Source organism: Nocardia sputi (genome assembly GCF_023501985.1).
In genome coordinates this window covers 154,674-170,336 of the sequence record NZ_JAMFLC010000022.1, presented here as the reverse complement: position 1 = coordinate 170,336, position 15,663 = coordinate 154,674, and the positions used below count along the sequence as shown (strand labels likewise).

Here is a 15,663-nt window from a genome sequence, read left to right as displayed (position 1 = left end):
CGCAACCGGATCCATTGCTACAGTCGCGCGCATGACGCACTCCGGACCGCCCCTGCGGATCGGCATCCTGGGCGCCGCCCGCATCGCACCGGCCGCTCTCGTGCATCCCGCCGCGGAGAATCCGGACGTGGTGGTAGCCGCCGTGGCGGCACGCGAGGCGGAGCGCGGCCGTGCCTTCGCGCGCAGGCACGGCATCGAGCAGGTCTTCGACAGCTACGCCGCACTGGTCGCCGCGCCGGGCATCGACGCCGTCTACAACCCGTTGCCGAACGGTTTGCACGGGCGGTGGACGAAAGAGGCGCTCGCGGCGGGCAAGCACGTGCTGTGCGAGAAACCGTTCACCGCCAACGCCGCCGAGGCCAGGGAGATCGCCGCACTCGCCGCGACCTCCGACCGTGTGGTCATGGAGGCGTTCCACTACCGCTATCACCCGATGACCAGGCGAGCCGAAGAGATCATCGCCTCGGGCGAACTCGGGAAGCTGGTGCGGGTGGACACCGCGATGTGCTTTCCGCTGCCGCGTTTTTCCGATATCCGCTACGACTACGCGCTGGCGGGCGGGGCGCTGATGGACGCCGGTTGCTACGCCGTCCACATGGCCAGGGTCTTCGGCGGCGAAGAACCCGATGTCGTTGCGGCGACCGCGAAATTGCGCGGCTCGAACATCGACCGCGCGATGAGTGCCGAGCTGCGTTTCCCTTCCGGTCACATCGGGCGGGTGCGCTGCTCGATGTGGTCGTCGGACCTGCTGCGCATCGGCGCGCGAGTGGTGGGCGAGCGTGGTGAACTGCGGGTGGTCAACCCGGTGGCGCCGCAGTTGCCGCGCAGGCTGTCGGTGCGTTCGGAACGCGGCAGGCGCACCGAGAAGACGTCGCGCCGCAGCACATACGCCTATCAGCTCGACGCCTTCATAGCGGCGGTGCGGCACGGGGAGCCGGTCGCCACCTCGCCGGATGACGCGGTGGCGACGATGAGCGTCATCGATGCGATCTACGCTGCCGCGGGCTTGCCGCTACGGCAACCGAGCTGACGCGCCGGCCGCGATCGCCTCGGTGTAGACCGAGACAAGCCGCGTGGTGAACCGTGACTGTAGAGCCCGGCCGGCGTGGCGAGCCAGGACAGCGCGCATGGCGTCGAGGCTGTCGGGATGATCCGCCAGCGTGCGCAGCGCATCGGCGAGCGCGGTCGTCGAGCAATCGCGGGCGCGCAATTCCCCGCCCTCCGGGACGGTTTCGGTCACGTCGGGGTCGCAGTGCAGCACCGGAAGACCCACCGCGACCGCCTCGAGCAGCACCATGCCCTGTGTGTCGCACCCGGCGGAGGGGAACAGCAGCACGTCGTGGGCGCGCATCGCCGCCAAGCATTCCGCCTGGCTCACTTCGCCGTGCAACCGAACCCGCTCGCGCAACCCGAGCCCGTCGACAGCCGAGCGCAGGCGTGGCTCCAGCGCTCCCGCACCGTAGATGTCGAGAGTGCAGCCCTCGGCCCGTTGTACCGCCTCGATGGCCTCCAACGGTCGCTTCTCCGCGGAGAAGCGACCGCACCAGAGAACGCGCAGCAGGGGATCCCGCTCGCCGGGGCGCTTCGGCAGGCCGCGCACCAGATCGTCGTCGACTCCGTTGGACACCACGTGCATCGGACGATCCACCCCGTGCGCGGCCAATCGCTGCGCGAAATGCCGCGTCGGCACGACGACCCGGTCCGCGGCCTGCGCTTGGGCGACCAACGGCCGCCAGGCGTGCCGCGCCGTGCGGCTTTCCGGCAGACGCGGCATCGTCGCGCGCAGGCGGACGAAGCCGCCGTGCAGGACGCGCATGGTGAGCGCGGCGAGGTAGGGGAACGGGGAATTGCGCTCGATGAAGGAGTCGTCGCGGCTGTGCATGGACTGGACGACGGGGATGCCGTGGCGGCGGGCGGCGCGCAATCCGGCGACGCCCGCGCCGTAGGTGGTCTGCGTGTGCACGACGTCGAAGCCGCGCTCGGCGAACACCGCGTCGATGCGCCGTGCGTTCCCGCGCGTCGGCAGGGCGACGGGGTAGCCGTTGACGGCCAAGCCCGCCGTGGTCGCCAAGACGACTATCCCTGGGTCCGGCGGTCCTGGTTGTGGTGGCGGGATGGTGAACACGGTGACGTGATGGCCCAGCCGTTCCAATGCCCTGCGCTGCGCGCGCATCGAGGTTTGGATTCCTCCGAGGGTGGCCGGGTGGAAATCCGAGAACATCGCGATGCGCAGCGAGGGGCCGTCGGCCGGTTGTGCGCTCACGCCGCACCCTTCGATCCGGGGCCGGACGGCCCGCAGCCGTCGAGGAATTCGAGGATGTGGCCGTACACGTCCAAGGCGGCGCCGCGACCGAGGAAGGTGTCGAGGTGACCGTAGGAGGGGATTTCGACGTAGCGCACGTCCAGCCGGGGGTGCCGGGTGGTGAGCACGTCGTGGCAGAGCTTGTTCGAGTCGAGCCAGACCGCGTTCTGACTGCCCGACAGCAGCAGCACCGGGCAGTCGATCCGGTCGGCGTGGTCCAGGGCGTTCTCCGGCAGCACGCGGTAGCGGTCGTCGTTGTCGTTCCAGCGTTGCACCGCGTGCGCCAGCTCCATCCGCCGCAGCTGCGGAAGCACATGCACCGGGATCGGACCGAACAGCTCCGCGAGGCGGTCGTGGGTGCGCGGATCGAGATGATCGTGCACGAACAGCTCGGCGCCCATGCCCCAGCTGCCGTGCACCATCCGGCACGTGGGATCGGTGCACTCCCCTTTCCGGGTGAGCAACGCGTACAGCAGCGTTTTCCGCGACCACAGCCCGACTTTGCGGAAGTCGGATTCGAGATGGTGGACGCGCGAGCCGAGCAGTTCCCCGCCCACGAGCACCCGCATCCGCACCGCATTGCCGACCTTGGGAGTGAGGAAGACCCCCTGGGCGACGACCCCGGCCAGGTCCGGTAGCAGTCCCGCGGTCATGCTCATCGACAGCGCCAGGGCGCCGACGCAGTGCGCGACCACGAACAGCGGCTGGTCCCCGCCGCGCCGCCGGATCTGTGCGACGGCCTCCGGAAGGTCGTAGAGCGCAACGTCGTCGAAGCTGAAGCGCGGCCCGGACGCGTTGTACGGCAGGCGCGAGCTGCCGCGCCAATCCAGCAGCCACGGCTGGTATCCCGCGTCGACCAGCGCGTCGACGACAGTGCGGGTCTCCGGCAGCAGGAACATCTCCGAGGACACGCCGTGGCCGTGGACCAGCAGGACCGCGGGCCGGCCGGGATCGTCGAGGACGACGCGGCGCAGACCGAGCCGGATGCCGTCGGTCGTCTGGAACGGGATCTCCTCCACCATGAGCGCGCCGCCCGGCCGGATGGGGGTGAGCATCAACGGAACTCCTTCGCGTTTCGGCGCAGATCCAGCAGTTCGGTGCCCACGCGCAGCGCCGGTTCCAGCAGGCCCTTACCGAGCTGGGAGCCGAACCAGCTCAGCCACAGCAGTTTCGCGGTGCGCCGCTGGCGTTCGGACAGTCGCGGATCCACCTGGATGCCGTCGATCTGATCGCGCAGGTAGGTCTCCAACGGAACGGCGACTTCGCCTGCGAAGCCCGCCGGTTCGCCCTCGCGACCGAGTTCGATGGTCAGCGTGCGCGCCTGCCGGATCACGGCGCGGCGCGCCTCGGCGTGTTTGTAGCCCGACAGCCACCACGTCCCGCCGTCGGCCTCACGCAGCGTCAACCGGTAGTGCATCAGCGGATGCTTCAGTCCGTGCCGTATCGGGATGCCGTCGTGCGGGCGGACCGACGCCACACCGGTCACGGTGAGCGGTTCGTCGTGCAGAAGTGCGCACCGCAGTTCGCCGCTGACATCGACCGTGCGCCCGGCCGCCAGCTGGTGGGTGCTCGCGATGGACAGTCGCAGGTTCAGGGTGCAGGAGGTGTCGGCCGCCGCCTGCGCGGGACCGATCGTGCCCACCAGGGTTTCCGAGAACCACAGATAGGGAGGGTCCTGCGGCTGCGGCAGCCGCGCCAGGCCGGTGCTCGCCAGCATTTCCAGCGTCTTGCGCTGGGCCTGCGCGCCGTAGCGGACCGGCTCGGGCAGGTTGTGCGCGCGCAGGAAAGCCCGGGTCCGCTCGTCGGTGGCGGCGGGCACGGAAGCCATCGTCTCCAGCGGATGGCGCGCGATGGGGCTCTGCAACACCTGAGCCAGCGACTCCAGTTCCGGCACCGGTTCGGTGCGGATCCGTTCCACCACCTCGTCGCACCAGGTGGCCCAGTGCTGGACCCGCATGTCCATGCCGATCGCCGACGACTCGCCCAGCATCTGCTCGAGCGCGGTGGGGGTGCCGGTGAGGTGGTAGTTGTGCCCCCATGCCGTCGGCGCGCACACGATCGCGGCGGCGACCTTGCTCACCCAATCCACCGGGGCGACATGCAGATTGCGCAGCGCGGGGACGGTGCCGAACCGCGAGAGCGCCGCGATGATGCCGCTGTTGAGGTCGCGGGGGTTGTGCGCGCCGGTCTCGCGATGGCCGCCGATTCCGCCGGGGCGCAGGACGGTGACGACCAGTCCGTGTTCGCGTGCGCGTCGCATCACGGCCTCGGCGGCCCATTTCGTCCGGTCGTAGCCGATCACGAGCTTGCCGATGTTCGCCACCGGATCGTCCTCACCCATCGAGGTTCTGCCGAGCTCGTTGAACACCGCGATCGAGGAGACGTGATGCAGCGGTTTGGGTCTGCCGGTCGCCGCCAGCCGCGCCAGCGTCAGCGGACCGAGCACATTGCCGCGGCGCAGCGACCGGTAGCCGCGCAGGAAGTCCACCGCGGCGCCGACGTTGACGATCGCGTCGACCTCCTCCGCCAGCCCGGCCCAGCGTTCGCCGGACAGGCCGAGGTCGGGTTCGCGCAGATCGCCGGTCAGCACCGTCACCCGCCTGCGCACCTCCGCCGACCACGGCAGCTGGTACCGCGTCAGCGCTTCGGCCAACCGGTCGAGGCCGGCGGCGTCGTCCCGCGCGCGAACGAGGCAGACGACGTGGGCGTCGCTGCCGCGCAGCAGATCCAGCAGCAGATGACTGCCGAGGAAGCCGGTGGCGCCGGTCAGCAGCACGCGGCGGGGGACCACCCGGTCCGGCGGTTCGACCGAAGGGAGCCGGTCGGCTCCGGCGACGTCGGACATGAGCTGGGCGAACTCGTCGTCCACGGAATCCGCGACGAGTACCGGCCTCTCGCTTTCAGACGCCTGCGTGGCTGCGCCCAGCCGGCGTTGCGCCAGCCTGCGCGGGCGCGCGTCGGCGAACACGTCGTCCAGATCGAGATGCACGTCGAGCTCTGCGGCCAGTGCCGCGACGAACTGCACCGCGGCGATGGACGTGCCGCCGCCGTCGAAGAAATCGGTCTCGGGACCGATGGTCTCGGCGGTGAACCGATTCGCCACCCGTGTGATCGCCGTCGTGAGCGATTCGAGGTCCCATTCGCCGGGACGCTCGACCGCCGCCGTCTCGGTGGTCACCGCAGCACCCGCGCGCGCCAGCAACGCGGACACGTCGAGACCACCACCGCGTTCGATGGCCTCGGCGAGGTCGCGCCGATCGGCCCGCTCGGTGCGGGGCGGGTGCTCGCCGTTGGGACTGCGCACGGGAAACTCCTTGTCGGTCATGCTCATTGCGCCCAGGATCGGAACGTGCGCAGGCGCTCGGGCGCCACCTCGACCTCGAGTCGCTCGTCATCGATGCCGCCGCCGCCGCCGAGCGCGGCGGCCAGCCGCCGGGCGGGCACGTTGCGTGCGGTGCGGTGGACGGTCATGCGCACCGTCGCGCAACCCAGCGCCTCCGCGCGGTCGGCCAGCCAGCCGAGCAGGCGTTCCTCGACGCCGCGGCCCAGCGCGCGACAGCTCAGATGCCAGCCGCGCAACCGCAGCGCGGCCCCGTCGGCGTGCAGCGCGAGCACCGCCACCGTTCCGTAGTCGCCGAACCGGTCCCGTGCCGATGCCGTCCACACCTCGCCGTCCTCCCGCCAGCGCTCGACATCCTCCCCGGTGACGGCGCCCAGGACGAACTGACTGGTCCGGCGGACGAGTTGCGCCGCGCGCGCCGAGTTCTGCTCGGAGAGCCGCTCGACGTTCACCTCCAGCTCCAACTGCTCGAGGAATTGCGCGAAGTCGAGTTGTTCCCGGGCCGAATCGCGGTCGCGCTCGCGCCGGTAGAACTCCGCGCGCGCGGCGTCCTCCGCGGTCACCGCCACCGGCGTCACCGGCCACAACCGGGTGAGGAACGCCTCCAGTTCCCCGACCGGCGGACACGTCACCGCGAGCGCTTCCGGTGCACGGGAACGCACTTTCGCGATCTCGACCGGGTTGTCGTCCAGATAGACCACCTCGTCCAGGGCGAAACCCAATGTGCGGACGGCGCCCTCGAGCCGCTCGGCCTTACTGTCCCATCCGGTGGAGACGACGGCGAAGTCCTCGGCGCGCAGTGGGCTGTCCGGGCGGGCCAGGACCGCATGAACGGAATCGTCGTCGTTGTTGCTGATCAGCACCAGCAGGGTGCCCGCGGCGCGCCATTGCCGCAGCCGCCGCGCCAGCGTGATCCGCGGTGGGTCGAAGGTGACGGCGGCAGGGCCGATCTCGCCCACCACCCCGCTCCACAGGGTGTCGTCGCCGTCCACGGCGATGACCTTCGGCGCGGGCAACAAGGCGACACGTGCGACGGCGGCGAGCGTCAGCGCCACCGCCGCTTGGAACTCCTCGGTGAACGGCAGGTGTGCCAGGGCGTCGGTCTGCTCGTCGAACCGATGCGCCACGTGGTGATCACGGGTCCAGTCGGCCTCGGTGAGGACCGCGACGCCGGGGATCTCCCGTAGCCGCTCCGCGGTTCGCCGCTCCCACCGCAGCAGTCGATCATCGAGGCCGGGGGAGGGAAGGAAGCCGACGACGATCGGCGCACGGGCGCGTTCGGAGGCTTCCCGGACCGCGGCGGGGTACTGCTCGGTCAGTTCGGCGAGCGTGTCGTCGGTGAGGGCGCCGAAACGCTCCAGGTCCGCCGCACGCAACAGCACGATGCCCAAGGCGGTCGACGGTTGCGCGAAGACGCCGGAGGGATCGCGCAGCCCGGCCGAGACGTGGTGGTAGGGGGCTTCGAAGACAGTCAGCCCGTCCCCGTGCTCGCCGTGCGCCGTCGCCGCGCGATACAGATCCGGTAGCTTGCCCAGCGCGAACGTGGCCCCGAACGCGACAGCCTGCGGCGTGGCCGGGTGCGGCGCGCTCGACCCCGGGCGCACCGGCAATCCGGCCTGCTCGACCACCTCATCGAGCAACGCGAGGTAGTCCTGGCCGAGCCGGGTGCAGGTCGTGTCATCGATGATGTCCGCGTTGTAGGTGAACCAGATCCGGCCCGCGTCGGCCAGCACGGCCACCATGAGGTCCAGATCGGAGTACCCGGTCCCCACCGGAACCAGATCCGCACGGTGGACAGCGGAATTCGCCCTCAGGTAGTTGAAGTACACCTCGACCAGCGGCGCGTTGTCCCGGTACAGGCCCTCCGCGGCGAGAGCGCCGAGGACGTCGGAGAAACCGGCTCCGGGCACCAGCAGGCGCCGCAGCCGGTCACCGGTCCGGCGCAGCAGCTCATCGATGGACTCGCCCGGCTCGACGTTCGCCGGGTAGGGCACCGGCACCCCGAAATAGCCGACGGCCGCCGGAGCATCGGCGTGGATGCGGGTGTCCACCGGGACGGCGAGCGCGAAACGATCGTTGTCCTGCCGCCGGGCGAGCAGCACGGTCAGCGCGCCGAGGAACAGCGCCGCCGGTGTGATGCCCAGCTCCCGAGCGCGCCGCGCGGCCCGGTCCTGGAGCCCGGCCGGCATTTCCAGCAGCACCTCTCCGGCACGGTGACTGCGTTGCGCGGGTCTGGGCCGGGCCAGGGCCAGGTCGAGGCGGCGGCATCCGGCGAACTCCCGGCGCCAGTCGGCGTCGGGCTCGGCCTGCGGCGCTTGCGCGGCGAGCAGATCGTGCACGTCCTTGTTGGACAGGACATTTGGGAACGCAGCGCCGGACAGTTCGGCTTCGATCTCCCCGGCGACCAGCAACATCGACTGGACATCGGACATGGCGTGGTGCGCGCCGAAGATCAGCGTCTGCTCGCCGGAATCGGATTCCAGCAGTTCGAACCGCCACAGCGGCCCCTCCGCCAGGTCGAACGGCTCGCGCATCAGCTCAGCGAAGCGTTCGCGCGCCACGGCGTGGCCGAGCCGATCGACGACCGACCACCGCAGCAGCGGCCCGCCCGGCCGCGACCGCACTCGCAGTCGGGTGCCGTGCGCGTCGCTGGGCACGATCACCGTGCGCAAGGCCGCGTGGCGTCCGGCGAGGCGGTCGAGGATCGCTTCCAGTTCGGCGCGTTCGACCGCCCTGTGTAGCCGCATGGCCAGCCCGCCGGTCTGGGCGACACTCGGAATGTTTTGCTGCGCCGTGCGCAGCAGCCGCATCAGGTCTCGGGTGACAGGCAGGGTGACGACCTCGGGGACCTCCTGCTCGGCCGTGCTCACGGCGGGCACCTCGGTAGCCGTGCGCGCCGCTTCGGCGAGGAGGTATTCGCCCAGCGCGGCGGGACTCTGGTTGGCGAAGATCTCGCTGAGCGGCACCAGGATGCCGGTATCGTCGCGCAACCGGTTGCGCAGTTCCACCGCCATCAGCGAGTCCATGCCCAGACTCTGGAACGACCGGTCGGGCGCGATGGCGTCGGCGCCGGTATGGCCGAGCACGTCGGCGGCCCAGCGCGCCACTACGTCGACCGCGACCGCGGTCGCTTCTCCGGGCGGCAATCCGCGCAGCCGTTCGGCGAATCGCGACCGCGCCGAGGGGTCGGTGGCGTCGCGGTGGACGGCCGTGCGGCGCGACGGCGGACGGATCAGCCCCCGCAGCATCGGCGGAACGTGCGGCGCGCGCCGCATCGCGTCGGCATCGACCCGCATCGGAGCCAGCACCGGATCGGTGTACCGCAGCGCCGCGTCGAACGCGGCCAAGCCCTCGTGTGCCGTCAGAGGACGCACGCCGGTGCGTTCCATGCGGCGGATATCCGCCGCCGCCATCACCTCGTGCATGTCCAAGCTCCACGGACCCCACGCCAGGGACTGCGCGGTCAGCCCCCGCGCCACCCGATGAGTGGCGAGGGCGTCGAGGTAGGCGTTGGCGGCCGCGTAGTTCGCCTGACCGGGATTGCCGAGCACGCCGGCGACGGAGGAGAACAGCACGAAGCACGACAGATCCATGCCCGAGGTCAGCTCGTGCAGGTGATAGGCCCCGTCGACCTTCGGCCGCAGCACCGCCTCGAGCCGGCCGGGCGTCAGCGAGCCCAGCGTGCCGTCGTCGAGAACCATCGCCGCGTGGACGACGCCGCTGAGCGTGCGTCCGCGCAGCAGTTCGGTCGCGGCGGCTCGGTCGGCGACGTCGCAGCGGGCGAAGACCACTTCCGCGCCGAGGGCGGTCAGTTCGGCGCGCAACTCCTGCGCGCCGGGGCCGTCGGCGCCGCGGCGACTGGCGAGCAGCAGTTTCGTGACGCCGTGCGACCGGGCCAGGTGCCCGGCCAGCAGCGAGCCGAGCCGTCCCGGCGCTCCGGTGACGAGCACGAAACCGCCGCCGAAGTCCGGGCTGCTTGCCGCGGCGTCCGTCGCGGCGGGCCGCACGAGTCGCGGCGCGGACAGGACGCCGTCGCGCACGAGAACCTGGGGCGCACCGCAGGCCAGTACCGTCGCGATATCCACCTCCGCGTCGGTGCTGTCGACCAGCACGATGCGTTCCGGGTTCTCCGACTGCGCCGCGCGAGTCAGCCCCCACACCGCCGCTCCCGCGGTGTTCGGGACGTCCTCGCCGGGCAGTGCCATGGCCCCGCGGGTGCGCACCACGATGGTGGCCGTGCCCAGTCGCGGGTCGTCGAGGGCCGACTGCAAGGCTTCGAGCGTCTGCCCTACCGCGGCGTGCACCGCGTCGATCGAATGCCCTTGGGCGACGTCGATGATCACCGCCTCCGGCGCGGCATCCCGCGGGCCCGAGCGCGACCACGCAACCGCGACGACCGGCCGGACGGTCAGCGGCGCCGCAACGGCCGTCCACTCCGGCCGGAACAATGTGCGATGCGCGGCGGACGCCGCTGAGTCGAGCACCTGCGCCGCGGGTGCGGGCCGCAGCACCAGCGAGCCCACCGACACGACCGGCTCTCCTGTGAGATCGTTCGCCACGACGCGCACCCCGTCGGAGCCGTCGCGGGAGATCCGGACGCGCAGCGCCGTCGCGCCGGAGGCGTGCAGGGTCACACCGGTCCACGCGAACGGCAGCAGCGCGGCATCGCTGTCGTCCGTGCCCAGCAGCAGCGCCGCGTGCAGTGCGGAGTCGAGCAGCGCGGGATGGATCTCGAATCGCGCGGCATCACCGTAGGCATTCTCGGGAAGCGCCACCTCGGCGAAGATTTCCGGGCCGCTGCGCCACGCCGCGCGCACCGACCGGAACAGCGGGCCGTAGCGATGCCCGCGAACCGACAGCCGCGCGTACATGTCCTCGACGTCGACGGCGGTCGCGCCCGCCGGAGGCCACGGCGCGGTGTCGGCGTCACCGGCGTGGGATTCGGGCGTCGCCGCCATCACTCCGCGAGCGTGCAGCGTCCAGGAAGTGCCGAGATCCCGCTCGAGGCGGGAGTGGATCGACACGGGCCTGCCACCGGTGGCGTCGGCGTCGGCGACCACCACCTGGATCTGCAAGGCCGCGTCCTGGGGAATCACCATGGGGGCGTGCAGCACGAGTTCGCGCACGATTCCGGCGGCCACCTCGTCACCGGCGCGGATCGCGAGCTCGACCAGACCTGTGCCGGGCATGACGACCGCGGTGGGCGCGGCATGGTCGGCCAGCCACGGGTGGGTCCGCAGGGCGATCCGTCCGGTCAGCGTCACGCCATCGGAATCCGGATGCGGCACAACGGCTCCGACGAAGGGATGGGCGGCCGACCGCAACCCGAGCGCAGTGGCGTCCTCGGACGCCGATTCGGTCCAGAACCGCCGCCGGTCGAAGGCGTAGGTCGGCAGGTCGACGCTGCCGTGCGCGGGCACCAGACGCGACCAGTCGAGGTCGCGGCCGGCCACCCAGAGCGCGGCCTGGGCACGCGCCAGGCTGCGCGGCCCGTCTTCGTCGCGCACCAGCGAACCCACCGCGACGACCTCGCGGCCGGTCTGCTCGGCGACGGCCCGCACCGCCGTGGTGAGCAGCGGATGCACGCCGAGTTCGACGAAATACCGGAATCCGTCGCCGATCATGCGCTCGATCGTGCTCGCGAACCGGACCGGCTCGCGCGCGTTGCGGTACCAGTAACTCGCTTCGGCGCGGTCGTCCACGACCGGTTCGCCCAGCACGGTCGAGTACCAGGTAACGGATGGTGGGGTAGCGCTCAAACCGGCGAGTTCGTCGAGCAGTCGGTCCCGTATCGGTTCGAGGAGAACCGAATGCCCGGCCAGCGCAGGCCCGGCGGCCAGCACCCGCGCCTCGACCTGTTCGTCCACCAGGTCACCCACGAGCGTCTCGACCGCCTCGCGTGCTCCGGCCACGATCGTCGAACGGGGAATGTTGACCGCCGCGATCGACACCGCTCCGTCGAAGGCGGCCAAGCGTTCTTCGAGCCGTTGCGCGGGCAACGCGATCATCGCCATCGCGCCCTGTTCGGCGATGCCCGCCATCAGGCGGCTGCGCGCCACGACCACGCGGGCGGCCTCGTCCAGGCTCAGTGCGCCCGAGACGTAGGCCGCGGCGATCTCGCCCTGGCTGTGCCCGATGACCGCGTCCGGTGCGACGCCCGCGTCCTGCCAGGTGGCCGCGAGTGCCGCCATCGTGGCGAACAACAGCGGTTGCACCACGGTGAAGTCGCCGAGTTCCGCCGCGGTGAGCCCGAACAGCCGGGTCGCCAGCGACCATCCGGTGCGGTGCCGGAACGCTTCGTCGCATCGTGCGAACTCGGCGCGGAAGACCTCGGAGCGGGCCACCATGTCCCGCGCCATCCCGGCCCACTGAACACCCTGCCCGGGGAAGACGAACGCCGTTTTGCCCGTGGTGAGCGCCGCGTCCGCGGCGACGACGACATCGGGCGTCGACCGTTCGCCGGCCAGATCGCCGAGCGCGCTGACCATGTCGTCACGCTCGCTCGCCACCACCACGGCCCGCCACTCGAACGGTGTGCGCTCCAACGCCAGTGACCGGGACACCGTCGCCGGCGCCAGGGCGGGGTCGCCGGTGACGCGCTCGAGCAGGCGGCGCGCCTGACCGTACAGCGAGGCCCGGTTCCGAGCCGAGATCGGCAACAGCGCCACCCGGATATCCCGCGGTGCGTCGTCGTCGAAGGGGTCGGAAAGGTCCTCGGATGCGGGCGCCTCCTCGACGATCAGGTGGGCGTTGGTTCCGCTGAGCCCGAAGGCGCTCACTCCGGCACGGCGCGGTCGGTCGCCCCGGGGCCAGGGCGCCGGATCGGTGCGCACGACCAGTCCGGTGTCGTCCCAATCGACCTGCCGTGTCGGCGGCCCGTCGTGCGCCATTCCCGGAATCTTCTCGTGCTGCAACCCCAGGATCACTTTGATGAGGCCGCCGATTCCGGCCGCCGCCTGCGTGTGCCCCACGTTGGATTTCAGCGAACCCACCCCGAGCGGGCGCTGCGGCGCCCGTCCCGCACCGAAGACCCGCGCCAGGGCACGCGCTTCGATCGGGTCACCGAGCGCGGTGCCGGTGCCGTGCGCTTCCACATAGTCGATGTCCTCGGGCGCCAGCCCGGCGGAGTGCAACGCCGCCCGGATGACCTGTTCTTGGGCGAATCCGTTGGGAGCGCTGATGCCTTGGCTACGACCGTCCTGGTTCACCGCCGACCCGCGGACCACCGCGAGCACCCGGTCGCCGTCGCGCCGGGCGTCGTCGAGCCGTTTCACCAGCACGAGACCCGCGCCTTCGGCCCACACCGTCCCATCCGCTCCCGCCGAGAACGGCGCGCACCGCCCGGTGGGCGAGAGCACACCGAGCTTGCACAATTCCACGTGCGCGGTCGGCCCCATCAGTAGTGTCGTGCCGCCGGCCAGGGCGAGGTCGCATTCACCGGCGCGCAAAGCCTGCGCGGCCAGGTGCAGCGCGACGATCGCGGACGAACACGCCGTGTCGAGGGTGACGGCGGGACCGTGGAAGCCCAGCGTGTACGCGACCCGGCCGGAGGCCACACTCGGCGACAGGCCGGTGCCGACCTGTCCGTTCAACTGCCGGGGAGCGGGGTCGGCGAGATAACCGGTGCTGTACACCCCGAAGTAGACCCCGGTCATGCTGCCCTGCAACTGCCTGGGGTCGCGGCCGGACCGTTCGATCGCCTCCCAGCTCAGTTCCAGCATGAGCCGCTGCTGCGGGTCCATCACCGCCGCCTCGCGCGGTCCTATGCCGAAGAACGCGGCGTCGAACTGGTCGACCTGTGTGAGGTATCCGCCGCGGAAGGTGTACGCCTTGCCTTCGGCGGCCGGGTCCGGGTCGTAGAGCCCGTCGGTGCTCCAGCGCCCCGGCGGCACGTCGGACAGGCCGTCGCGTCCCTCCTCCAGCAGTCGCCACAGCGATTCCGGATCGTCGGCGCCGCCGGGGAAACGACAGGCCATCGAGATGATCGCGATGGCGTCGTCGGTGCGTTCCTGGTGCGTTACCGGCGTGGCGGCGGCTTCGGTGCGATGCAGCGCCGCCACCACCTGGGCGATGGTGGGATGCTCGAAGAACAGGTTCGTGTCCAGGCTCCGCCCGACCCGGTCGGACAGCTCCACGACGAGCTCGACGAGATCGGCGGAGCCGAGGCCGAATTCGACCAGCGGCCGATGCACGTCGATCCGCGCCGGATCGAGGTAGGCCAGCCGGGCGATGAACTCCACCAGCCAGGTCTGCATCTCTTCGGCCGTCATCGCCGCGCCCGGTGGCGTGCCCGCCGGGGCGGCGAGGTCGTCGAACTGTCCGCGTGTGGACAGCAGTGGAGCGAACTCGTCGTCGAGATACGCCGCGCGGCAGGCCTGCCGCTGTACCTTGCCGCTGCTGGTCTTGAGGACGGCCCCGGGCCGGATCAGCACCACCGACCGCAGTGTGAGCCCGTGCTCGGCGCCGATCGCCGCGCGGATCGCGTCTTCGGCCTCGGCGAGTGCGGCGGGGTCCTCCGTGCGCACCTCCGCGACCACGACGGGCAGTTCTCCGTCGATGCCTTCGTCCACCGAGAAGGCGGCCACACAGCCGGGCCGGACGCAGGCGTGCGCGGTCTCGACCGTCAGCTCCAGGTCCTGCGGGTAGTGGTTCTTGCCGTCGATGATCAGCAGATCCTTGCGCCGCCCCGTGACGAACAACTCGCCGTCGGACACGAAACCCAGATCCCCGGTGCGCAGGAAAGCGCGGTCATCAGCACCGAGCCGGGCGTGGAAGGTCTCGCGGGTGGCTTGTTCGTTGCCGAAATATCCAGCGGCGACACTGGTTCCGGACACCCATATCTCGCCCTCGTCGCCTTCCGCGCATTCCGTGCGCCGCTCGGGGTCCACGATGGCGATCGACAGCCCTTCGGCGGGGCGCCCCACGCCGACCAGTTCGGACCGGCCCGGCGGCAGGATCACCGTGGGCTCGGCGCCGAGTTCGGCGGCGCTGACGATGAGTGTCGCCTCGGCCAAGCCGTATACCGGCTGGAACGATTCCGCTCGGAACCCCGCGTTCCGGAAGGTGTCGGCGAACCGGCGCACAGTGGCGGGGCGCACCGTCTCCGAGCCGTTGAAGGCCACTTTCCAGCCGCGCAGGTCGAGCTGATCGATCTGCGCGGGCGTCATCCGGCGCAGGCACAGCTCGTAACCGAAATTCGGGCCGCCGCTGGTGTGCGCGCCGAACGCCGAGACCGCCTGCGGCCAGCGCTCGGGACGCTGCAGGAAATGCTGAGGGGACAACAGCACCGCGTTCGCGCCGACGAACATCGTCTGCAACACAGGCGCGATGAGTCCCATGTCGTGATACATCGGCAGCCAGCTCACGAACAGCGCGTCGGTGCGGGATTCCAGCAGCTCGGGCGTATGACCCAGCGCGGTGGCGATGGCGCGCTCGTTGTGCAGCAGGTTCGCGTGGGTGACCACGACGCCGCGCGGCGCGCTCGTCGAACCCGACGTGTATTGCAGGAAGGCGACCGAATCCGGTCCGACGGCGGGCCGATGCCACGATGCCGCCATGTCGTCGGGGATCTCGTCGGTCGCCAGCCAGGTGGGCGCGCCCAGTTCGGGAAGCTGCTCGAGCGCCGCGGCCGCCTCGGCGCGGACCTGTCCGGTGGTGAGTACCGCGTCGACGTCGGCATCGGTGACCATGTGCCGCAACCGTCGCAGGGACCGAGCCTCCAGCTGCGGCAGCGGTGCGGGCACGGCGACGACGCCGGCGGCCAGGCAGCCGAAAAAGCCCGCGATGAAATCCAATCCGGACGGATACAGCAGCAGGGCCCGGCGCACGCCGCCCTCCTGCAACGCGGCGGCGATCGCCCGCGCCCGGACCGACACGGCGGCGTAGGTGATCTCGTCGATGGCGCCGTCCACGTCGCCGGTCCGCAGGAAACGGTAAGCGGTGGCGGCGGGCAGTGTCTCACCGCGGGTGAGCAGGACATCGACGAACGATCGGTATTCGGTCATGCGATACAACCTTCGGA

Annotated in this window: 5 protein-coding genes; 1 reads left to right on the top strand and 4 read right to left on the bottom strand. The window is 71.1% G+C overall.

All coding sequences use genetic code 11. From position 1 onward, the window contains the following. The first annotated feature begins 31 nt into the window (after nucleotides 1-31). Nucleotides 32-1,030: a Gfo/Idh/MocA family protein gene (locus M8859_RS27455; RefSeq protein ID WP_159928745.1), complete on the top strand. Its 999-nt coding sequence runs from the start codon at nucleotides 32-34 to the stop codon at nucleotides 1,028-1,030. Here M8859_RS27455 and M8859_RS27450 read toward each other — a convergent pair. Genes M8859_RS27450 through M8859_RS27435 form a run of 4 tightly spaced genes read right to left on the bottom strand, consistent with a single transcriptional unit; the run spans nucleotide 1,013 to nucleotide 15,646 of the window. Next, on the bottom strand, nucleotides 1,013-2,263 hold the full coding sequence (locus M8859_RS27450; RefSeq protein WP_249645026.1) for a glycosyltransferase: 1,251 nt from the start codon (nucleotides 2,261-2,263) through the stop codon (nucleotides 1,013-1,015). The two genes, M8859_RS27455 and M8859_RS27450, sit on opposite strands and share 18 nt — an antisense overlap. Then, nucleotides 2,260-3,357 (bottom strand): alpha/beta hydrolase, encoded by a 1,098-nt coding sequence (locus tag M8859_RS27445; RefSeq protein ID WP_236565652.1) that lies wholly within the window; start codon nucleotides 3,355-3,357, stop codon nucleotides 2,260-2,262. The genes M8859_RS27450 and M8859_RS27445 overlap by 4 nt, the downstream gene beginning before the upstream one ends. Continuing rightward, the gene (locus M8859_RS27440) at nucleotides 3,357-5,633 is read right to left on the bottom strand and encodes a thioester reductase domain-containing protein (RefSeq protein ID WP_236565651.1); all 2,277 of its coding nucleotides are present in this window, start codon (nucleotides 5,631-5,633) and stop codon (nucleotides 3,357-3,359) included. Before M8859_RS27440 ends, M8859_RS27445 begins: the two co-directional genes overlap by 1 nt. After that, nucleotides 5,630-15,646: a hybrid fatty acyl-AMP ligase/type I polyketide synthase gene (locus M8859_RS27435; RefSeq protein WP_249645025.1), complete on the bottom strand. Its 10,017-nt coding sequence runs from the start codon at nucleotides 15,644-15,646 to the stop codon at nucleotides 5,630-5,632. Before M8859_RS27435 ends, M8859_RS27440 begins: the two co-directional genes overlap by 4 nt. Nucleotides 15,647-15,663: the final 17 nt, after the last annotated feature.